This window comes from Caulobacter sp. 05L422, assembly GCF_056397765.1.
Genome location: NZ_JBFTOB010000016.1, coordinates 73,960 through 94,023, shown reverse-complemented (window position 1 = coordinate 94,023; position 20,064 = coordinate 73,960). Strand labels below are relative to the sequence as shown.

General features: G+C 69.8%; 19 protein-coding genes. 11 read left to right on the top strand and 8 right to left on the bottom strand.

Features of this window, described 5'->3' with window-relative positions; genetic code table 11:
• From AC1DMQ_RS16305 to AC1DMQ_RS16295, 3 genes are all read right to left on the bottom strand, one after another.
• Window positions 1-1,596: a flavin monoamine oxidase family protein gene (locus AC1DMQ_RS16305; protein WP_477034599.1), complete on the bottom strand. Its 1,596-nt coding sequence runs from the start codon at window positions 1,594-1,596 to the stop codon at window positions 1-3.
• Window positions 1,597-1,793: 197 nt separating this feature from the next.
• Entirely contained in the window at window positions 1,794-2,828 is a 1,035-nt protein-coding gene (locus AC1DMQ_RS16300) for an aldo/keto reductase (protein WP_477034598.1), read from the bottom strand.
• Between the two features lie 20 nt (window positions 2,829-2,848).
• On the bottom strand, window positions 2,849-4,018 hold the full coding sequence (locus tag AC1DMQ_RS16295; RefSeq protein ID WP_477034597.1) for an MFS transporter: 1,170 nt from the start codon (window positions 4,016-4,018) through the stop codon (window positions 2,849-2,851).
• 100 nt (window positions 4,019-4,118) lie between these two features.
• Here AC1DMQ_RS16295 and AC1DMQ_RS16290 point away from each other — a divergent pair, with 100 nt between their 5' ends.
• Entirely contained in the window at window positions 4,119-5,045 is a 927-nt protein-coding gene (locus tag AC1DMQ_RS16290; RefSeq protein WP_477034596.1) for a LysR family transcriptional regulator, read from the top strand.
• Here the strand turns inward: AC1DMQ_RS16290 and AC1DMQ_RS16285 are convergent.
• From AC1DMQ_RS16285 to AC1DMQ_RS16275, 3 genes are all read right to left on the bottom strand, one after another.
• Window positions 5,029-5,511, bottom strand: a complete 483-nt coding sequence (locus AC1DMQ_RS16285) for a cupin domain-containing protein (RefSeq protein WP_477034595.1) — start codon at window positions 5,509-5,511, stop codon at window positions 5,029-5,031. The genes AC1DMQ_RS16290 and AC1DMQ_RS16285 overlap by 17 nt on opposite strands.
• On the bottom strand, window positions 5,508-6,428 hold the full coding sequence (locus AC1DMQ_RS16280) for an alpha/beta fold hydrolase (protein WP_477034594.1): 921 nt from the start codon (window positions 6,426-6,428) through the stop codon (window positions 5,508-5,510). Before AC1DMQ_RS16280 ends, AC1DMQ_RS16285 begins: the two co-directional genes overlap by 4 nt.
• 92 nt (window positions 6,429-6,520) lie before the next feature.
• Complete coding sequence (locus AC1DMQ_RS16275) at window positions 6,521-7,288, bottom strand: helix-turn-helix transcriptional regulator (protein WP_477034593.1); 768 nt, start codon at window positions 7,286-7,288, stop codon at window positions 6,521-6,523.
• A 170-nt stretch (window positions 7,289-7,458) separates the two neighbouring features.
• Between AC1DMQ_RS16275 and AC1DMQ_RS16270 the strand changes: the two genes are divergently transcribed.
• Window positions 7,459-8,661 carry an acyl-CoA dehydrogenase family protein gene (locus tag AC1DMQ_RS16270; RefSeq protein ID WP_477034592.1) on the top strand — a complete coding sequence of 401 codons (1,203 nt, stop codon included), beginning with the start codon at window positions 7,459-7,461 and terminating at the stop codon, window positions 8,659-8,661.
• A 107-nt stretch (window positions 8,662-8,768) separates the two neighbouring features.
• Window positions 8,769-11,213: a TonB-dependent receptor gene (locus AC1DMQ_RS16265; RefSeq protein WP_477034591.1), complete on the top strand. Its 2,445-nt coding sequence runs from the start codon at window positions 8,769-8,771 to the stop codon at window positions 11,211-11,213.
• 111 nt (window positions 11,214-11,324) lie between these two features.
• Here AC1DMQ_RS16265 and AC1DMQ_RS16260 read toward each other — a convergent pair whose 3' ends face one another.
• Complete coding sequence (locus AC1DMQ_RS16260; RefSeq protein ID WP_477034590.1) at window positions 11,325-12,191, bottom strand: dienelactone hydrolase family protein; 867 nt, start codon at window positions 12,189-12,191, stop codon at window positions 11,325-11,327.
• 170 nt (window positions 12,192-12,361) lie between these two features.
• Window positions 12,362-12,706, bottom strand: a complete 345-nt coding sequence (locus AC1DMQ_RS16255) for an L-rhamnose mutarotase (RefSeq protein WP_477034589.1) — start codon at window positions 12,704-12,706, stop codon at window positions 12,362-12,364.
• Window positions 12,707-12,827: 121 nt separating this feature from the next.
• On the opposite strand from AC1DMQ_RS16255, the gene fucP reads away from it, so the two are divergent.
• The 8 genes from fucP to AC1DMQ_RS16215 are packed head-to-tail and all read left to right on the top strand — an operon-like array spanning window position 12,828 to window position 20,028.
• The gene (gene fucP, locus AC1DMQ_RS16250; RefSeq protein WP_477034588.1) at window positions 12,828-14,132 is read left to right on the top strand and encodes an L-fucose:H+ symporter permease; all 1,305 of its coding nucleotides are present in this window, start codon (window positions 12,828-12,830) and stop codon (window positions 14,130-14,132) included.
• 2 nt (window positions 14,133-14,134) lie between these two features.
• Window positions 14,135-15,148, top strand: a complete 1,014-nt coding sequence (locus tag AC1DMQ_RS16245; protein ID WP_477034587.1) for a zinc-binding alcohol dehydrogenase family protein — start codon at window positions 14,135-14,137, stop codon at window positions 15,146-15,148.
• Window positions 15,142-15,969, top strand: a complete 828-nt coding sequence (locus tag AC1DMQ_RS16240; RefSeq protein ID WP_477034586.1) for an amidohydrolase family protein — start codon at window positions 15,142-15,144, stop codon at window positions 15,967-15,969. The genes AC1DMQ_RS16245 and AC1DMQ_RS16240 overlap by 7 nt, the downstream gene beginning before the upstream one ends.
• Window positions 15,970-15,973: 4 nt before the next feature.
• On the top strand, window positions 15,974-16,744 hold the full coding sequence (locus AC1DMQ_RS16235) for an IclR family transcriptional regulator (protein WP_477034585.1): 771 nt from the start codon (window positions 15,974-15,976) through the stop codon (window positions 16,742-16,744).
• Window positions 16,741-17,781 (top strand): aldo/keto reductase, encoded by a 1,041-nt coding sequence (locus AC1DMQ_RS16230; RefSeq protein WP_477034584.1) that lies wholly within the window; start codon window positions 16,741-16,743, stop codon window positions 17,779-17,781. The genes AC1DMQ_RS16235 and AC1DMQ_RS16230 overlap by 4 nt, the downstream gene beginning before the upstream one ends.
• Window positions 17,778-18,071: a UxaA family hydrolase gene (locus AC1DMQ_RS16225; protein WP_477034583.1), complete on the top strand. Its 294-nt coding sequence runs from the start codon at window positions 17,778-17,780 to the stop codon at window positions 18,069-18,071. The genes AC1DMQ_RS16230 and AC1DMQ_RS16225 overlap by 4 nt, the downstream gene beginning before the upstream one ends.
• A 5-nt stretch (window positions 18,072-18,076) precedes the next feature.
• Window positions 18,077-19,288, top strand: a complete 1,212-nt coding sequence (locus tag AC1DMQ_RS16220; RefSeq protein WP_477034582.1) for a UxaA family hydrolase — start codon at window positions 18,077-18,079, stop codon at window positions 19,286-19,288.
• Window positions 19,289-19,299: 11 nt separating this feature from the next.
• The gene (locus AC1DMQ_RS16215) at window positions 19,300-20,028 is read left to right on the top strand and encodes an SDR family oxidoreductase (RefSeq protein ID WP_477034581.1); all 729 of its coding nucleotides are present in this window, start codon (window positions 19,300-19,302) and stop codon (window positions 20,026-20,028) included.
• Window positions 20,029-20,064 lie beyond the last annotated feature (36 nt).

The following is a 20,064-nucleotide window of genomic DNA, read 5'->3' as shown; positions in this document are numbered from 1 at the left end:
TCAGATGACCCGCTGAGCGGTCACCGGCTGGCCCTTACGGTGCTGGGCGTCGAGCATGACGATGGCGCGGTGGGCGGCGCGGATCGCCCCTTCCTGCCAGGCCCCGACGTGGCTGAGATATTCGCCGGCGAAGTGGATCGGCCCGTCCGGCTGGCCCAGCAGGTGATAGTCCGGCTCGTCGTCGCTGGCCCAGCCCACCCCGATGCCCTGGGTGTAGGGCACCTGCGCCCACTGCACCTGCATCGGCTTTTCCAGCAGCTTGCCGCAGCCCGGGTGCATGGCCTCGATGACCTTGCGGGTGTGCTCGATCTGCTCAGCCCGGGAAAGTTTGGCCAGCTGATCCGCCGCCCGGCCGCCGGCATAGGCCCCCAGGATCACCCCGGTCTTCGAATGCAGGCCGTAGCTGGGATACCAGACCATGTTGCTGGGGCCCTTCACGAACGAGAGGCCGCCATAGATCTGGTACTTGGGCCCCTCCCAGAAGCGCGGGGCCTGCCAGGCGATCTTGATGCTGTCGCGATAGGGCGTGCGGGCGATGGCCGTCTTGTAGGCCGGGCTGAAATCGGCGTCGATCTTGGCCAGCACCGGCAGCGGGATGGTCGAGATGCAGTAGTCGGCCTCGATCGTCAGGTCCTGTTTCGCGACCTTGTCGTGATAGGCGATCTTGACCCCTTTGCCCGTCTTGCGGATCTGGCGCACCTCGCACTGGCGCTTGATGATCTTGGGGCCCAAGGCCTTGGCGAAGGCGTGCGGGATCATGTCCATGCCGCCCTTGGGCTGGAACATGGTGGCCTGCATGTCGATGGTCTCCTCGAACAGCACGCCGTTCCAGAGATCCTCGTCCAGCAGCGCCTTCAGGCTGATCGGATCGTAGGGCGTGGCACGTTCGTCGCCGGCCCCGGGCTCGATCTTCAGGCCGGCCCGCTCCGAGCCCTTGTAGAAGAGGTCCGGCGACAGGTCGCCATAGGTCTTGAGGAAGGCGACCATCCGCTGCTTGTCGTCGGCGGTCAGCTCGGCGTCGAGCGCGCCCTTGTTGATGGCCTTGGCCAGCAGTTCGGAGACGTGGCCGCGGGTGTCGTTGATCGCCGTCCGCATCCGGATCGGCTTGCCGTCGTTGGCCATCGGGTTCAGCAACAGGGCGCTGCGGCTGGAATTGACCTCGACCTCCAGCTCCACGCCCAGCTCGCGGCAATAGCCCAGGACGATCTGGTGGTGGCTGGGCAGGCGCGCGGCGCCGGCGTTCATGTACTGGCCTTCGTCCCACTGGCAGACCTGGCGCGAGCCGTCGGCCATCTCGATCTTGTCGCCCTTGCGCACCGTCCACACCCGGCCCCCTGTGCGGGCCCGGGCCTCCAGGATCGTGCAGTCGTAACCGGCCTTGCCCAGCTCCCACGCCGCCGCCATGCCCGCCACGCCGGCGCCCAGGATCACCACCTTGGCGCCCGCCCCGCCGCCGCCCTTGGCCAGGTCCGGCGGGGCGCCGGCGAAGGCCGTCGCGGGCGCGAGCAAGCCCAGCGCCTGCATGGCCGTGAAGGCGGCGCTGTAACCGCCCGCCGTACCGACGGCCTGAATGAAACTGCGACGGCTGACCGGCATGCGTGACCCCTCGTTGCCTGTTGTTGAGGCTATGCGAGACGGCCGCTTCCGGTGGGTCAATCAAACACGACGGCGCCGCGCGTTTGGCCGCGCGGCGCCGCTGGAGCTTGCGGACGGCGCCGCATTTCGCGGCGCTGCCCCCCTGTCCGTGCGCGATCGTGCAAGCGTTCGGGCGCGTACGGACAAGCGACTCGCGGTCAGACGGGCGGCGGATTGACCATCTTGAAGCCGCCCTCGCGCCAGTAGGGATAGTGCGGATAGGCCGGGGTCACGGCGCTGGCGGCGTCCAGGCGCGCCACCTGCTCCGGCGTCAGGCTCCAGCCCACCGCGCCGAGGTTCTGGCGCAGCTGCTCCTCGTTGCGGGCCCCGACGATCACGCTGGACACCGTGGGCCGGCGCAGCAGCCAGTTGATGGCGATCTGCGGCAGGGTCTTGCCGGTCTCGGCGGCGATCTCGTCCAGGGCGTCGACCACCGCGTAGAGCTGCTCGTCGTCGACCGGCGGGCCGATGTCGGCGGTCTCGTGCAGGCGGCTGACCTGCGGCAGCGGTTGGCCGCGACGGATCTTGCCGGTCAGTCGGCCCCAGCCCAGCGGGCTCCAGACCATGGCCCCGACCCCCTGGTCGATGCCCAGCGGCATCAACTCGTGCTCGTAGTCGCGGCCGACCAGCGAGTAGTAGACTTGGTTGGCGACGTAGCGCGGCCAGCCGTGCTGGTCGGCCAGCGCCAGCGACTTCATCAGCTGCCAGCCGGAGAAGTTGGAGGCGCCGACATGCAGCACCTTGCCGGCCCGCACGAGGTCGTCGAGGGCCGACAGCACCTCCTCGATCGGGGTGAAGGCGTCGAAGGCGTGCAGCTGCAGCAGGTCGATGCGGTCGGTGCGCAGGCGCTTCAGCGCCGCCTCGACGCCCTGGACCAGACGCGGACGCGAAGTCCCCCGATCCAGCGGCCCGTCGCCGGTCGGCAGGCCCAGCTTGGTCGAGATCAGGGCGCGGTCGCGCAGGCCTTCCAGGGCCGCGCCGAGGATCTCTTCCGAGGCGCCGTTCGAATAGACGTCGGCGGTGTCGAACAGGTTCACCCCGGCTTCCAGGCAGATCTCGATGATCCGGCGGGCCTGGGCGGCGTCGGTGTCGCCCCAGGCGCTGAACAGCGGCCCCTGGCCGCCAAAGGTGCCCGCGCCGAAGCTGAGGGCCGGGACCTTCAGGCCCGATTTTCCGAGTTGGCGGTATTCCATGATCCGACGTCCTTTTTAGATCAGAGGGCGGCGACGCGGGGGGCGCGGCGCTCAACAGAGAGGCTGAAGGCGGCCAGGGCAAGGGCCGACAGGGGCACGGCGGCGGCGACCAGGGGGACGGCGGCCAAGCCCGGGCCGTGGGCGATCACCGCCCCGCCCAGCCAGGCGCCGAACGCGTTGCCCAGGTTGAAGGCGGCGATGTTCAGGCTGGAGGCCAGGCCCTGGCCCGCGCCGCCGGCCTGCGACAGCACCCGCATCTGCAGCGGCGCGACGGTGGCGAAGGCGGCCGCGCCCAGGCCGAAGGCGGCGACCACCGCCCCGATCCGGTCGTGGAAGCCGAAGGCCGAGGCGACCAGCACCACCGTCAGGATGGCCAGGGTTCCCAGCAAGGCCGGGGCCAGGGCCTTGTCGGCCCAGCGGCCGCCGACCAGGTTGCCGCCGACCAGGCCCGCGCCGAACACCAGCAGGATCGGCGAGACGGCTTCCTTCGAGAAGCCGGCCAGCTCGGTCAGGATCGGCTGGATGTAGGTGAAGACCGCGAACACGCCGCCAAAGCCCAGGACGGTCGTCAGCAGACCCATCTGCACCTGCGGCCGGGCCAGGACGGTGAACTCCTCGCGCAGCGGGGCCGGCTCGGCGGTTTCCTTCTCGGGCGGGACCAGGGCGGCCAGCACGGCGAAGGCGACCAGGCCGATCGCGCCCACCGCCCAGAAGGTCGAGCGCCAGCCGAACGCCAGGCCCAGCCACGAGCCGAACGGCACGCCCAGCAGGGTGGCCAGGGTCAGGCCGGTGAACATGACGGCGATGGCCGAGGCCTTGCGCTGGGGCGGAACCAGGCTGACGGCGACCAACGAGCCGACGCCGAAGAAGGTGCCATGGGCCAGGGCGGTGACGATCCGCGCGGCCATCAGCAGGCCGTAGGTCGGGGCCAGGGCGGCGGCGATGTTGCCGATCGTGAAGATCGCCATCAGCACCAGCAAGGTGGTCTTGCGCGGCAGGCGGCGGGTGGCGATCGTCAGGATCGGCGCGCCGACGAACACGCCCAGGGCGTAGCCGGTCATCAGCAGGCCGGCCTGCGGGATCGAGACCCCCAGATCGGACGAGACCTGCATCAGCAGACCCATGATGACGAATTCGGTGACGCCGATCCCGAAGGCGCCGACGGTCAGGGCGTAGAGGGCGAGAGGCACGGCCAGGGCTCCGGAACGATTTCGAGCCGCTGAGGTAGTCCCTTCCCATCCTATGAATTAGACTGGTGGAAAGACACGCATCTGTGAGTTCAAGTCAAAAATGGCCAGATTGGAGATCAATCGCTCGGGCGAGATGGAGGTGTTCGCCCGGGCCGTGGAGCTGGGCGGTTTCTCGCCGGCGGCGCGCGAGCTGAAGATGACGCCCTCGGCGGTCAGCAAGCTGATCAGCCGGATGGAGGCGCGGCTGGGCGCGCGGCTGATCAACCGCTCGACCCGCAAGCTGACCCTGACGGCGGAGGGTCAGCTGTTCCATGAGCGGACCCTGCGCGTGCTGGCCGACCTGGACGAGGCTGAAAGCGCGGTGGCCGCCAACACCAGCCCGCGCGGCCGGGTGCGGATCAATTCCAACGTCGCGTTCGGCCTGCACCACCTGCTGCCGCTGGTCCCGAAGTTCTCGGCGCTGTATCCGAAGGTGATCCTCGACATCGTGCTCAGCGACACGGTGGTGGACCTGATGGACGCCCGCACCGACGTCGCCATACGGGTCGGGCCGATGCGGGCCTCGCAGCTGATGGCCCGCAAGCTGGGGGAAAGCGCCTCGGCCGTGGTCGCCTCGCCCGCCTACCTGGCCCGCCACGGCGTTCCGAAAACACCCCATGACCTGGCCGCCCACAACTGCATCGGCTTCAACTTCAGCCGCCACTGCGACAAGTGGCCGTTCGTCGAGGACGGCGAGCGGGTGTCGTTGCTGGTGCATGGCGACGTCACCTCGGGCGACGGCGAGACCTCGCGCCACCTGGCCCTGGTCGGCCAGGGCCTGACCCGGCTGGCCCGTTTCCACCTCGGCGACGACCTCGCCAGCGGCCGGCTGGTCCCGGTGCTGGAGGCCTACAATCCCGGCGACGTCGAGGAGGTCCATGCGGTCTATGTCGGCCACGGCGGCCAACTGCCCAGCCGGGTGCGGGCGCTGATCGACTTCCTGGTCGAGGAGGTCGATCTGCACGCGCCCCCTAGGGTTTCGGCTTAGGGGCGGCCGCCGGGTCGACATAGACCGTGTCGGTCGGGCCCTGGCCGAAGATGTAGACCACCACCGGCTCGTCCCGGGTCAGGGCGAAGTGATGGTCGCCCGCCGGCTCGGTGTAGAAGCTGCCCGGCGGCAGGGCCTTGACCTTGACCTCGTCGGCCTTGTCGCCATAGCCGAAGAACCAGGTGCCCGAGACCACCACCGCCGTGCGCTCGTCGCGGTGGCTGTGGGCGGCGATCCGGGTGTTGGCCGGAGCCGACAGCCGGATCGTGTAGGGCCCGAGCTTGGTCGGATCGCCGGCCAGGACCGAGGTCTGGATGCCGGCGACGCCGGAGGATCCCGGACCCGCCCCGCCCTGGGCCAAGGCGGCGATCTCGGCCGGGGTGAGGCGCAGCTCGGCGCTGGGCGCGGCGACGGCGCCCGACGCCGCCAGCAGGATCGTGATGGCGCCTAGAGCGGCCGCTCTCACAGGGGCTTGTCCAGGAACGGACGCACCAGGCCGATGGTCGCCTTGGGGTTCTCTTCCATGATCCAGTGGCCCGACGCGGGGACCACGCCCTCGGTGACGTTATCGGCCGCCGCGCGCATCACCGTGGCCATCATCGGGCCGAACGACTTCTCGCCGCCCAGGGCCAGCACCGGCATGGTCAGCTTGCCGTACTGGGCCAGGAAGGCCTTGTTGTCGACGGCGTCCTGGTCGAAGGCGTGGAACTGCTCGAAGCCGGCGTGCATGGCGCCCGGGCGGGCATAGAGCGCGGCGTAGTGGACGCGGGCGTCCTCGGTGAAGTTGGCCGGCGTGGCCGAGAACTCGTTCCAGAAGCGGTCCAGATAGATGCGCTCGCGGCCGGCGACCAGGCGCTCCATGTCGGGTCCGCCGAACCGGAAGTGCCACAGCAGCGGGTTCTTGAGGATCTCTTCCCACGGCCCGACGCCGGGCACCGGGGCGTCGATCAGCACCAGGCGCGTCACGCGCTTCTGGTTCTGCACCGCGAAGGCGTAGGCGACCATGTTGCCGATGTCGTGGGCGACCACGTCGGTCTTGTCGATCTTCAGGGTGTCCAGGACGCCCGCCACGTCGCCGGCCTGGGTCTTCTTGTCGTAGCCGCCGGCCGGCTTGGTCGACAGCCCCATGCCGCGCAGGTCGGGCACGATCACCGTATGGTCGCGGGCCAGGTCGGCGGCCATCGGCGCCCACATGTCGCCGGTCTCGCCGTACCCGTGCAGCAGCACGACGGCCGGGCCCTTGCCGCCGACCCGGACGTGGATGGTCGTGCCGTTGGTGGTGATCTCCTGGGTCTTGAACGACGCCGGGAAGGCCGGCATCTCGGCGTGGGCGACGCCGGCCAGCGCGAACAGCGCGGCGACCCAAAGGACAAGACGTTTCATGGCAGGGCTCCAGATGAGGGCGCCAACCTGGGCCGCGACCGCCTGCCGGGCTTGAACATTTCAGCCGGGACGCACGATTTCGGATCGCGGCGTTATCCGCCTCCGACCGCCCCGATATAGCCCAGCGTCGCCGCCCGGTGGACGGTCTGGGAACGGCCGGCCACACCCAGCTTGTCGGCGGCGTTGATCATGTGGAAGCGGACCGTCGGGGTGGCGATCTGGACGATGGCGGCGATCTCGCCGTCGGTCTTGCCCGCCGCGGCCCATTTCAGGCACTGGATCTCGCGCCGGGTCAGCCGGGCCATGTCCTTGCGCGCGCCCAGCGCCGCCTCCTGGTAGGCCCCGGTCAGGCGCAGGGCCAGCAGGTGGAACTCGCAGGCCCGCGTCGCGAAGACCTCGGCCACGTCGACGTTCGCGTCCGGCGAGGCCCAGACCACCGCGCCGATCACCCCGCGCGGTTGATAGGCCGGGGCGACGATCGCGGTGGCGACGCCGAACATGTCGCCCGGATCGATCGCCCCCATCGCCTGGGTCCAGCCGGTCGGCCGCCAAGTCTGCAGCCGGCCGTCCTGGAAGTAGAACGGCTCGGACGTCAGGCGGGTGGCGAAGACGAACGGCGCGCGTAGGGCGAAGGCCCGGTCGCGCCAGTATTCCAGCGTCGGGTCGATCCAGCGGAACAGGGTCTCGGCCAGGGGCCTCGCATCAGCTCCAACCATCGGTCGGGGACTAGAGATGTCGGCGCTGACGGCGATGAACGGCAGGCCGACCTCGCGGCCCAGCGCGTCGATCTCGCGCGCCAGCCGTTCGACCAGCTCCAGATCCGCAAACCCCGTGGCCCCGGGCGCGCGCTCGGCGCTCATCGTCCCACCCTTGCTCATCGCAACGCCTGGACGATGATCCCGCCCGGCGCGGGGCGCAACGATCCCCCTGGGGAAGCCCCCTATCAGTTCCGATAGCTTGCGCCGGCCGGCGCCCTTGGCGAGCTTTCCGGCGGGCGGCAGCGGCGCGCCCGCGTGGCGAGGTGCGTGGGGTGGAGCTTGAACTGTCGGCCAAGGACCTGGCCTTTCGCGACGCGGTCCGCGCCTTCCTCGCCGCCCACCTGACGCCTGAGCTGGCCCAGGCCGGGCGGCGGATGACCAGCGTCTTCTGCGACAGGACCCACAGCCTGGCCTGGCAGAAGATCCTGCACGCCCAAGGCTGGGCCGCGCCGTCCTGGCCGGAGGAGCACGGCGGTCCTGGCTGGAGCGAGATGCAGCGCCACGTCTTCGCCGCCGAATGCGCCCGGGCCGGCGCGCCCGCCCTGGCGCCGATGGGGCTGAAGATGGTGGCGCCGGCGATCATGGCGTTCGGCACGCCGGCTCAAAAGGCGCACTACCTGCCGCGCATCCTCTCGGGCGAGGACTACTGGTGCCAGGGCTATTCCGAACCCGGCGCGGGGTCGGACCTGGCCGCCCTGTCGCTGCGCGCGGAACGAGACGGCGACGACTATGTCCTGACCGGCTCCAAGCTGTGGACCACCCACGCCCACTGGGCCAACCGGATGTTCTGCCTGGTCCGCACCTCCACCGAGGGCCGCCCCCAGGCCGGGATCACCTTCCTGCTGATCGACATGGACAATCCCGGGATCAGCGTGAAGCCGATCGTCACCCTGGCCGGCGAGCACGAGGTCAACCAGGTGTTCTTCGACGCGGCCCGCACCCCGGTCGCCGACCGGCTGGGCGAGGAGAACCAGGGCTGGGCCGTGGCCAAGCACCTGCTGACCTTCGAGCGTGGCGGCGGCTACGCCCCTGGCCTGGAGGCCATGCTGGAGCGCCTGCGGACCTCGGCCGGGCTGGAGGCCGGCGACGAGACCGACCGCCTGCTCGATGATCCGCATCACCGCCGCCGCCTGGCCGAAGCCCAGATCGCGACCCTGGCCATCGACATCTCCGAACGGCGGGTGCTCAGCGCCCTGGCCGGCGGCGCCGGTCCCGGCCCGGCCTCGTCGCTGCTCAAGCTGCAGGGATCCGAAGCCCTGCAGCGTCTGGACGAACTGGCGACCGACACGCTGGGGCCGTATATGGCCCCGCACCAGCCGCAGGCGCGGGCGGCCGGCTCGAACCTGGCGCCGATCGGCCCCGAGCACGGCCTGACCACCATGGCCCGCTACCTGAACAACCGCGCGGCCTCGATCTACGGCGGCTCCAGCGAGATCCAGCGCGACATCATCGCCCGCCAGATTCTCGGTCTCTGAACCCCACCCCTATCATTTCCGATAGCTTGTTCGCCCAACGCCGGACCCGCACGCTCCGTCCCAAAGCCAGCGTCCCATGAAGGCGCGGCGATCAGGGAGGAACTAGGATGTCCGGACCATCGCGTTTGGCGCTGACGCTCGGTGCGTCGGCGCTCGCCTTGCTGGCGGCCGCGCCCGCTTGGGCCCAAGGGCAGGCTCAGACCCAGGGCCAGAAGGCCGAGCCCTTCACCATCGAGACCCTGGTGGTCACCGCCCAACGGCGCGAGGAGACCGCCAACAGCGTCGGCATGCCGATCCAGGCCTTCAGCGGCGAGACCCTCCAGCAGTTGCGGGTCACCGACCCCAAGGACCTGTCGGCCATCGCCCCCAGCTTCACGGTCTCGCAAAGCTATCAAGGCGTGCCGACCTATACGCTGCGCGGCATCGGCTTCAACACCATCAACCTGTCGGCCACCTCGACGGTCGGCACCTATGTCGACGAGGTCGCCTACGCCTATCCGTTCATGAACACCGGCCCGATGTTCGACCTGGAGCGGGTCGAGGTGCTGAAGGGACCGCAGGGCACGCTCTACGGCCGCAACACCACCGCCGGCCTGATCGACTTCGTGACCAGCAAGCCCAGCGAGACCTTCGAGGGCTCGGTCACCGGCGAGGTCGGCAACTACCAGACCCACAATTTCGAGGGCTATGTCAGCGGACCGCTGGCCAAGGGGCTGCAAGCGCGGCTGGCCTTCCGTTCGGAGGACAGCGACGAGGGCTGGCAGGTCAGCAACACGCGCGGCGAACGGCAGGGCGAGAACCACCGCCTGGGCTGGCGCGGCGCCCTGGCCTTCCAGCCGGGCGACAAGGTCGAGATCGACTTCTCGTATTCCGGCTGGACCAACACCTCCGACACCGTGGCCGCCCAGGGGATCGGCTTCACCCCGGCCACGGCGGCCAGCCCGTTCAACGCCCCGGGCCTGGTCAACTACATCGCCACGCACCAGCCGACCAAGGCCAGCCAGGCCGACTGGGCCTCGCCCACCGCCCGCGGAACCGACATCGGCACGGGCCTTGGCATCGCCGGCCCGGCCCGCGAGGACGACCGGATGGACGCGCTCAAGCTGAAGGTGGTCTGGGACCTGACCGACTCGGTGCGGCTGGTCTCGCTGACCAGCTACAACGAGCTGACCCGCGACGCGGTGTTCGACTGGAGCGGCGCGCCCTACGAGATCCTGGTCCAGAAGGCCCACGGCGAGATCGAGTCCGCGGCCGAGGAGCTGCATTTCGAGGGCAAGACCGACAAGGGCGCCTGGCTGGTCGGCGGCTATATCGCCCATGACGAGATCCTGGACAGCAATCGCACCTTGCTGGGCCAGAACGCCAATGTCGGGCTGGTGCGCTTCGCCGGCTCGACCCTGCTGGCCACGCCGTTCAACAGCGGCGGGTATACGGCCCTGCAGATGAACCAGGCGTTCCGCACCTACGAGGACGTCGGCAACATCGAGACCGACACCTGGAGCCTGTTCGCCAATGTCGACCACCAGCTGACCAACGACCTGAAGCTGACCCTGGGGGTGCGCTACAGCCAGGACAAGCAGGACTACGCCGGCTGCTCGCGCGACTTCAACGGCAACATGCTGCCCAACGTCAATGTCGTGAACCGGGCGCTGTTCTTCGCCGCCTATGGCCCTGTCGCGCCGATCAGCCGGGGCCAGTGCAACACCTTCGACCCGGTCAAGAAGAGCTTCGGCCTGGTCGCCTCGACGCTCGACGAGGACAACCTGGCCTGGCGCGTGGCCCTGGACTGGAAGGCCACCGAGGACGTCCTGCTGTTCGGCTCCATCTCGCGCGGGGCCAAGGCCGGCGTCACGCCGATCAACGCCGCCAACATCTCGACCCAGAACGCCCCGGCCACCCAGGAGCTGCTGACCGCCTACGAGGTCGGGATGAAGGCGGCTCTGCTGGACCACAGGCTGCAGGCCAATGTCAGCGCGTTCTATTACGACTACACGGACAAGCAGCTGAGCGTCTATTTCGCCGACCCGATCTATACGGCCCTGGCCCGCCTGGCCAACGTGCCGGAGTCGATGGCCTACGGCCTGGACGGCGACATCACCTGGCGGCCGCTGCGCGACCTGACCCTGATCGCCTCGGCCACCTGGCTGCATACCGAGGTGCAGGGCTATACCGGCATCAACGCCGCCGGCCAGCCGCAGGACTTCGACGGCCGGCCGTTCCTCTACAGCCCCAAGTTCCAGGGCGGGCTGACGGCGCTGTTCGACCACGACCTTTCGAGCGGCCTGAAGCTGCGGGCGGCGCTGAACGGCCGCTGGCAGGACAAGTCGTCCGCCGATCTGGAGGGCAATCCGCTGTTCGCGATCGACAGCTACGGCCTGTTGAACGCCAGCGTCGGCCTATCGGACCCCGCCAAGGGCTGGGAGTTGTCCCTGTGGGGCCGCAACCTCACCGACGAATATTACTGGAGCGCGGTCAGCAGCAACGCCAACGTCGTGGTCCGCTTCCCCGGCAAGCCCCGGACCTACGGCGCGTCGCTGAGCCTGAGGTTCTGACGAACGATCGCTTCGGCGTGATGGCCGCCGAGCCGACCTCCCGCTCGCCATCGACCTCGGACACTTGGAGCGTGGCGGCCAACGCCACGCTCCTTTTTCGTCCGGGAAACCCTAGGCCAGCGCCTTCTTGTACAGGGCCAGCAGCTCGGCCCAGGCCTTCTCTGCGGCGGGCTCGTTATAGACGGCGCTGCCCTTGACGGTCCAACCGTGGGCCGCGCCTTCGTAGACCTCGACCTTGGCCGGACGCTTGGCCTCGGCGAAGGCCGCCTTCAGCTTGTCCTTCACGGTCGGGTCCTGCTTGTCGTCGTTGTCGGCGACGCAGATCAGGTAGTCGGCGTGGGTCTTGGGGATCAGCAGGTGCGGGCTGGTCGGCTGGTCGGTGACCAGGCCGCCGCCGTGGAAGCTGGCCACGGCCCCGATGCGGCCCGACACCGCCGCGGCGGTGCGGAACGACAGCGGACCGCCCATGCAATAGCCCTGGACGCCGACCTTCTTGCCCTTGTTGGTCTGGGGCTGGGCGTCGAGGAAGGCGATGTAGGCCGCCGCGTCGCGGTCGGTGCCGTCGGGCGTCACCGTGGCCCGCATGGGGGCCAGCTTGGCGCGGTCGTCGGGCTTGGAGAAGTCGAAGCTCTGCTCGATCACCGGCGCCTTCTTGACCCGGTAGTAGAGGTTGACGACCAGCACCACGTAGCCGGCCGCGGCCAGGCGCTTGCCCATGTCGCGGAACGCCGGCCGCAGGCTCAGAACGTCGGGCCAGATCAGCACGGCCGGCCAGCTGCCCTTGCCCTCGGGATAGAACAGGGCGGCGTCGGCCACGCCGTCGGCCGTCTTGATCTCGACGTCCTTCTCGACCACGGGGCTCTGGGCCTGGGCGGCGGTGGCGGCGACGCCGCCCAGCGCGGCGGCGGCCAGGCCGAAGGTCCGGCGCGACAGGCGGGGGTCGTAGATCAGGCCGGGGTGGATGTCGTCGTCACACATGCGGGCGGTCTCCGTCAAAACAGGCGGGGGAGCGGGCGGGCGCGAGCCTTCGTGCGCCCTTGGGGGGTGAGCCCATTACCGCATGACCCAACACCGGAAATGTTTCAACGGGGAAACATCGTTCGACGAAGCGGGTCTAGAACGCGACCAACGCCTCGCCGGCCGGCGGATCATCCGTGTTCGGCCAGATCGAAGATGCAGGCCGCCGGCGTCCATTTTGCGCCCGGACCCGCCCAGGGCAGGGTCTTCTGAAGAGCGCCCATCATCGCCTCCCAGGCCTGCACGTCCGGATCGGCGGCGTCCGCCGCGGCCTTGGCCTCCGGCGAGAAGCCCGGTCCGGTCTCCATGATCATGAACAGCCGCGAGCCGGTCAGCCAGATCTGCATCTCCAATATGCCCGCCGCCCGGATCGAGCGGGTGACCGCCGCGGGCGGGCCGCCGGGCGCGTGCCAGCGCACATAGGTCGCGATCGTCTCGGGGTCGTCATGCAGGTCCAGCGCCAGGCAATGCCGCATCGGATGGTCTCCTCTCCCCGCGTCGCTTTTGTTTTCATATTTGACGCGACACGTCACATGTGATGCTTTTCGTTCCAGACAAACGAGGTCGGGTCAACCGTCCTCAAGGGAGGAACCCACCTTGGAAAAAGCCCCATCGGGAAGGACCGCGTTCGCACCGCTGGTTCTCATCGTCGCCCTGTTCTTCCTTTGGGGCGTCGCCAACAATCTCAACGACGTCCTGATCCCGCACTTGAAAAAGGCCTTCTTCCTCAACGACCTGCAGTCGGGCCTGGTGCAGATGGCCTTCTATCTGGGCTATTTCTTCCTGGCCCTGCCGGCCAGCGTCGTGATGCGACGCTACGGCTACAAGGCCGCCGTGATCGTCGGCCTGCTGCTGTTCGGCCTGGGCGCCCTGTTGTTCTATCCGGCCGCCGAGGTCCGGCAATATTCCTGGTTCCTGGCCGCCCTGTTCGTGCTGGCCTCGGGCCTGGCGTTCCTGGAGACCTCGGCCAATCCGCTGATCACCGTGCTGGGCGATCCGGCCAAGGCCGAGCAGCGCCTCAACTTCGCCCAGGCCTTCAACCCGCTGGGCGCGATCACCGCCGTGGTGGTCGGACGCCAGTTCATCCTGTCGGGCGTCGAGCCGACCAAGGCGCAGTTCGCCGCCATGACGCCGGCCCAGCTGGACGCGTTCCAGGCCGCCGAGGCTCACTCGACCCAGGGGCCTTACCTGATCATCGCCGCCGTGGTGCTGGCCTGGGCGCTGCTGGTGGCCTTCACGAAATTCCCGCACGAGGCCGGACGGCCCGATCCCAATGAGGCCGACGCCGGCCTGCCCGCTCGCCAGGCGATCCCCGCCCTGCTGGCGCGGCCCCGCTTCCTGTTCGGCGTGGCGGCCCAGTTCTTCTATGTCGGCGCCCAGGTCGGCGTCTGGAGCTACATGATCCGCTACGCCCAGCACGAGGTGCCGGGCATGGGCGAGAAGGCGGCGGCGGCCTATCTGTCGTGGTCCCTGGTCGGCTTCATGGCCGGGCGCTTCATCGGCACGGCCGCCATGAGCCGGGTCAGCCCCTCGCTGCTGATGGGCGCATTCGCGGCGATCAATGTCGGCCTGACGCTGGTCGCGGTCGTGGCGGGCGGAAAGGTCGGGCTCTACGCCCTGGCCGCCACCAGCTTCTTCATGTCGATCATGTTCCCCACCATCTTCGCCGGCTCGCTGAAGGGGCTGGGGCCGCTGACCAAGACCGGCTCGTCCTTCCTGGTGATGAGCATCATCGGCGGCGCGATCCTGACGACGGTGATGGGCGCGGTCTCGGACGCCAGCGCGATCAACGTCGCCATCCTGGTGCCTTGCGCCTGCTTCGCCGTGGTCGGCCTGTTCGGCTTCACGGCCGGCCGCACCACCCGCGCGAATCTCAAGACCGCCCCTGTGGGAGCCCACTAGTCATGATGGACGCCCTGATCTGCGCCGCGCCCGGCCGACTGGTCCTCGAGCGCCGCCCCATCCCTACGCGGGCGACCGACGAGGTGCTGATCCGGGTGCGCCGGGTAGGCGTGTGCGGCACCGACATGCACATCTTCCGGGGCACGCAGCCGTTCCTGGCCTATCCGCGGGTGATGGGCCACGAGCTGGCCGGCGAAGTCGTCGAGGCGCCGGCGGGCGGCGACCTGGCGCCCGGCGATCCGGTCTATGTCATGCCTTACATGTCGTGCGGAACGTGCGCGGCCTGCCGCAAGGCCAAGCCGAACTGCTGCATGAACATCCAGGTGCTGGGCGTGCACCGCGACGGCGGCATGGCCGAATATCTCACGGTGCCCGCCGGCTTCGTCCGCAAGGCCGAGGGCGTCACCCTGGACGAGGCGGCGATGATCGAGTTCCTGGCCATCGGCGCCCACGCCGTGCGCCGGGCGCGGATCGTCCCCGGACAATCGGTCCTGGTGGTCGGGGCCGGCCCGATCGGCATCGCCGCCGCCCTGTTCGCCAAGCTGCAGGGCGGGATCGTCGCGGCCCTGGACGGCCGCCAGGACCGCCTGGACTTCTGCCGGGACCATCTGGGGACCGATCACATCGTCTCCTTGAGCGACGACACCCGCCAGGCCTTGTCCGATCTCACCGACGGCGACTTCTTCGACGTCGTGTTCGACGCCACCGGCAACGCCAAGGCCATGGAGGCGGGCTTCGGCTATGTCGGCCACGGCGGGACCTATGTGCTGATCTCGGTGGTCGGGGCCGACATCACCTTTTCTGATCCCGAGTTCCACAAGCGCGAAACCACCCTGCTGGGCAGCCGCAACGCCACGCCCGAGGACTTCGACGCCGTGGTCGAGGCCATGCGGGCCGGCAAGGTCCCGACCAAGGCCCTGAACACCCACGCCGCCACCCTGGCCCAGCTGCCCGAGGTCCTGCCCGGCTGGATGGAGCCCCAGGCCGGCGTCATCAAGGCGATCGTGTCGTGCTGATCGACGCCCACCAGCACTTCTGGCGGGTCGGCCAGAACGGCTTTGCCTGGCCGACGCCGGACCTGGTCGCCATCCACCGCGACTACGGGCCCACCGATCTGGCGGCGGTCGGCGGGCCGGTCGGCCTGAGCGGCTCGGTGCTGGTGCAATCCCAGGCCGACGACCGCGACACCGACTGGCTGCTGGAGCTCGCGACCGACACGCCGCTGGTCCTGGCCGTCGTGGGCTGGACCGACCTGTCGGCGCCCGACGCGCCGGCCCGCATCGCCGAGCTGGCGCGCAACCCGAAGCTTCGCGGCCTGCGGCCGATGCTGCAGAACCTCGACGACGACGCCTGGATCGCCGCGCCCCGCCTGGATCCGGCGCTCGACGCCATGGTCGTCCACGGCCTGTCGCTGGACGCCCTGGTCCTGACCCGCCACCTGCCGCATCTGCTGACCCTGGCCCGCCGGCGGCCGGACCTGGCCGTCGTCATCGACCACGGCGCCAAGCCGCCGATCGCCACCGGCGAACAGGCCGACGCCTGGGCGCGCGGCATCGAGGCCCTGGCGGAGTTTCCGCAGGTCTTCTGCAAGCTGTCGGGACTGCTGACCGAGGCCGCGCCGGGCCAGCCGACCGACGCCCTGTCGCCCTATGTCCAGCGCCTGGTTTCCGCCTTCGGACCCGACCGCCTGATGTGGGGCAGCGACTGGCCGGTGCTCGATCTGGCCGGCGATTATGGCGGCTGGCGGGCCCTGGCCGAGGCCCTGAGCGGCCTCACCGATCCCGCCGATCTGGCGGCCCTGTTCGGCGGGACATCCCGTCGCTTCTATCGGATATAGGGCCATGACCGATCCCGAAGAAACGCTCTCCAAATACCGCGCGCCCGCCCTGGAAAAGGGCCTGGACGTCCTCGAGCTGCTGGCGGCGCGCGGCGAGCCCATGGGCATGGTGCAGATCGCCGCGGCGCTGAACCGTTCGGTCAGCGAGCTGTTCCGGATGGTCCAGGTCCTGGAACACCGAGGCTATGTCGCCAACACCCCGACGGGCGACGGCATGGCGCTCACCAACAAGCTGTTCTCGTTGGGCATGGCGCAGGCGCCGACCAAGACCGTACTGGAAGCCGCCCTGCCGGTGATGCGGCGGCTGTCCGAAACGATCGGCCAATCCTGCCACCTGGCCGTGGCCAGCGCCGACCAGATGGTGGTGGTGGCGCGGATCGAGGCGCCCGGCAACCAGGGCTTTTCGGTGCGCGTCGGCTATCATCGGTCCATCATCGAGGCGACCTCGGGCCTGGTGCTCTACGCCTTCCAGCCCGAGCCGATCCGGGCCGAGTGGCGCGCCCGGCTGGGGCCGACCGTCGCCCAGGCCGTCTGGACCATCTTCGAAGCCAGGGCGAAGAAGGCCCGCGCCGACCGGCACGTCCTGGCGCCCAGCGACGTGACCCGCCTGGTCGTCGATCTCTCCGCGCCGATCTTCGGGCCCGACGGCGTCGCCGCGGCCCTGACCTCGCCCTATGTCGAGACGCCCACGGCGATCAGCGTGGTGGACACGATCGCGGCCATCCGGGCCGCGGCCGACGAGATCTCCGTGGAACTCGGAGGCCAGGTCCAGTGACCTTGGCCGATCCTTCGCGCCCCGCCACATCCGGAAGCCGGCTGGACCTGCCGCCGCTGGGCTTCGGCGCGGGCGGGATCGGCAACCTCTACGCCGCCATGAGCGACGAGGCCGCGCGCGAGACGGTCGAGGCGGCTCTGGCCGCCGGCCTCGCCTATTTCGACACCGCGCCCCACTACGGCTTCGGCCTGAGCGAAACGCGCCTGGGCGACGCCCTGCCCCCGAACGTCAAGGTCTCCACCAAGGTCGGCCGTCTGTTGCGTCCGGCGCCCGAGGCAGACCCGACGGCCGAGCGCCACGGCTTCGTCGCCGCCGCGCCGTTCGAGCCGGTGTTCGACTATTCCTACGACGGGGTCATGCGATCGTTCGAGGCCAGCCTGCAGCGCCTGAAGCGCGACCATGTCGACGTGCTGCTGGCCCACGACCTGGGCCAACGCACCCACGGCGCCGACGACGAAGCGCGCCGGCGTCAGTTCTTCGACGGCGGCTACAAGGCGATGCGGCGCTTGCGCGACAGCGGCGCGGTCGACGCCATCGGACTGGGCGTCAACGAATGGGAGATCTGCGACGCGGCGCTGGACGAGGGCGACTTCGACGTCTTCCTGCTGGCCGGCCGCTACACCCTGCTGGAGCAGAACGCCCTGGACCGCTTCCTGCCGCGCTGCGCCGCCCGCGACGTGTCGATCATCGTCGGCGGCCCGTTCAATTCCGGCGTGCTGGTCGAGGGGGTGAAGGCCGGCGCCCACTACAACTACGGACCGGCCTCGGCGGAGATCCTGGATCGGGTCAGCAAGCTGGAGGCCGTCTGCCAAGCCCACGCCACGCCCCTCGCGGCGGCGGCCCTGCAATTCCCGCTGGCCCATCCGCGGGTGGTCAGCGTCATCCCCGGACTGTCCAGCCCGACCCAGGTGAGCCAGGCGCTGACCTGGGCCGCGCACCCCATCCCAGACGCCCTGTGGGACGACCTGCGCGGCGAGGACCTGCTGCATCCGGAAGCGCCGACGCCCCTCTCCACCAAGCTTGGGGGCGCGCGATGAGCCTGATCCTGCTCCACCCCGACGACAACGTGCTGGTGCTCAGCGCGCCCGTTCACGCCGGCCAGACCCTGACGATCGACGGCCGAACCGCGACGGCCGACGCCGACGTCGGGGTCGGGCACAAGCTCGCCCGCCACGCCCTGGCGCTCGGCGACAAGGTGCTGAAGTACGGCGCGCCGATCGGCTCGATCACCGCCCCCGTGGCCGCCGGCGGCCACGTCCACCTGCACAACATGAAGAGCGACTACATCGCCAGCCACACCCGGCAGGCGACGGGTTCGCAGGGATGACGACCATGGCCCAGACGCTGCAGGGCTATCTCCGGGCCGACGGCCGCAAGGGCATCCGCAACGTGGTGGCCGTGGCCTATCTGGTCGAGTGCGCCCACCACGTGGCCCGCGCCATCGTCACCAAGAGCGACGACGCCGACGTCCACCTGATCGGCTTTCCCGGCTGCTACCCCAACGCCTACGCTCTGAAGGTCATGCAGGCGATCACCACCCACCCCAATGTCGGCGGGGTGCTGCTGGTCTCGCTGGGCTGCGAAAGCTTCAACCGCGAGCAGTTGCGCGCCACCATCGAGGCCAGCGGCCGGCCGGTCGAGACCCTGGTGATCCAGGAGAGCGGCGGTACGGCCAGCACCATCGAGAAGGGCCGCGCCGCCGTCGCCCGCCTGCGGGCGATCGCCGCCCAGACCCCGCGCGAGCCCATGGCGATCTCCGAGCTGGTGATCGGCACGATCTGCGGCGGTTCGGACGGCACCAGCGGCATCACCGCCAACCCCGCCGTCGGCCGCGCCTTCGACCGCCTGGGCGCCGAGGGCGCGGCCTGCGTCTTCGAGGAGACCGGCGAACTGGTCGGCTGCGAGACGATCATGGCCAGCCGGGCCCTGACGCCGGAACTGGGCCTGGAGCTGGAACGCAGCGTCCAGAAGGCCGAGGCCTACTACACCGTGATGGGCTACGGCAGCTTCGCGCCGGGCAACGCCGAGGGCGGGCTGACCACCCAGGAGGAAAAGTCGATGGGCGCCTATTCCAAGTCCGGATCGGCGCCGATCGTCGGCATCCTCAAGCCCGGCGACCAGCCGCCCAGCGGCGGGCTCTACCTGCTGGACGTGGTCCCCGACGGCGAGCCGCGCTTCGGCTTCCCCAACATCTCCGACAACGCCGAGATCGTCGAGTTGATCGCCTGCGGGGCCCACGTCACGCTGTTCACCACCGGGCGCGGCTCGGTGGTCGGCTCGGCGATCTCGCCGGTGATCAAGATCTGCGCCAATCCCGAGACCTACCGCAAGCTGGCCGGCGACATGGACGTCGACGCCGGTCGGATCATGGAAGGGCGCGGCACGCTGGACGAGGTCGGGGCCGAGATCCACGACCTGGTGCTGGCCGTGGCCGGCGGCGCGCGCACCGTCTCCGAGGCCCTGGGCCACCAGGAATTCATCCTCACCTACAAGGCCTTCGACCCGATCGGTCCGGCCTGTCTTCCGCTTCGGCGGGCCAGTTAGAGAGCATCGAGATGGGAAGACTTTCCGGCAAGACCGCCCTGGTCACGGCCGCCGCCCAGGGCATCGGCAAGGCCAGCGCCGAGCTGTTCGCCCGGGAGGGCGCGCGGGTGGTCGCCACCGACATCAACGAGGCCCTGCTGGCCGAGGTCATCGGCTGCGAAACCCGTCGCCTGGACGTGCTGGACCCGAAGGCCATCCTCGACCTGGCCGCCGAGCTGGGCCCGGTCGACGTGCTGTTCAACTGCGCCGGCGTGGTCCACAGCGGCACGATCCTCGACTGCGACGAGGCGGCCTGGGCGTTCTCCACCGACCTGAACGTCACCGCCCAGTACAGGATGATCCGCGCCTTCCTGCCGGCCATGCTGGCGGCCGGGGGCGGCTCGATCGTCAACATGGCCTCGGTGGCCAGCTCGATCAAAGGCGTACCCGGCCGCTTCGCCTATGGGGCCACCAAGGCGGCGGTGATCGGCCTGACCAAGGCCGTGGCGGCCGACTTCGTGGGCCAGGGCGTGCGCTGCAACGCCATCTGCCCCGGCACCGTCGAGACCCCGTCGCTGAACCAGCGCCTGGCCGACACCGGCGACTACGAAGCCGCCCGAGCGGCCTTCACCGCCCGCCAACCGATGGGCCGCCTGGGCAAGCCCGAGGAGCTGGCGCAACTGGCGCTCTACCTGGCCAGCGACGAGTCGAGCTTCACCACCGGCCAGATCCACATCATCGACGGCGGCTGGATCAACTGATCCAGGCCGGGCGGAGATCCAGGGATTTGAAGAAGT

What these genes read in the sequence shown, in the direction of transcription:
- AC1DMQ_RS16300 (WP_477034598.1), bottom strand. Translation starts at nt 2,828, where the DNA reads ATGGAATACCGCCAACTCGGAAAATCGGGCCTGAAGGTCCCGGCCCTC.
- AC1DMQ_RS16255 (WP_477034589.1), bottom strand. Translation starts at nt 12,706, where the DNA reads ATGCGGCATTGCCTGGCGCTGGACCTGCATGACGACCCCGAGACGATC.
- AC1DMQ_RS16245 (WP_477034587.1), top strand. Translation starts at nt 14,135, where the DNA reads ATGATGGACGCCCTGATCTGCGCCGCGCCCGGCCGACTGGTCCTCGAG.
- AC1DMQ_RS16265 (WP_477034591.1), top strand. Translation starts at nt 8,769, where the DNA reads ATGTCCGGACCATCGCGTTTGGCGCTGACGCTCGGTGCGTCGGCGCTC.
- AC1DMQ_RS16215 (WP_477034581.1), top strand. Translation starts at nt 19,300, where the DNA reads ATGGGAAGACTTTCCGGCAAGACCGCCCTGGTCACGGCCGCCGCCCAG.
- AC1DMQ_RS16260 (WP_477034590.1), bottom strand. Translation starts at nt 12,191, where the DNA reads ATGTGTGACGACGACATCCACCCCGGCCTGATCTACGACCCCCGCCTG.
- AC1DMQ_RS16290 (WP_477034596.1), top strand. Translation starts at nt 4,119, where the DNA reads ATGGCCAGATTGGAGATCAATCGCTCGGGCGAGATGGAGGTGTTCGCC.
- AC1DMQ_RS16275 (WP_477034593.1), bottom strand. Translation starts at nt 7,288, where the DNA reads ATGAGCGCCGAGCGCGCGCCCGGGGCCACGGGGTTTGCGGATCTGGAG.
- AC1DMQ_RS16225 (WP_477034583.1), top strand. Translation starts at nt 17,778, where the DNA reads ATGAGCCTGATCCTGCTCCACCCCGACGACAACGTGCTGGTGCTCAGC.
- AC1DMQ_RS16220 (WP_477034582.1), top strand. Translation starts at nt 18,077, where the DNA reads ATGGCCCAGACGCTGCAGGGCTATCTCCGGGCCGACGGCCGCAAGGGC.
- AC1DMQ_RS16280 (WP_477034594.1), bottom strand. Translation starts at nt 6,428, where the DNA reads ATGAAACGTCTTGTCCTTTGGGTCGCCGCGCTGTTCGCGCTGGCCGGC.
- AC1DMQ_RS16235 (WP_477034585.1), top strand. Translation starts at nt 15,974, where the DNA reads ATGACCGATCCCGAAGAAACGCTCTCCAAATACCGCGCGCCCGCCCTG.
- AC1DMQ_RS16305 (WP_477034599.1), bottom strand. Translation starts at nt 1,596, where the DNA reads ATGCCGGTCAGCCGTCGCAGTTTCATTCAGGCCGTCGGTACGGCGGGC.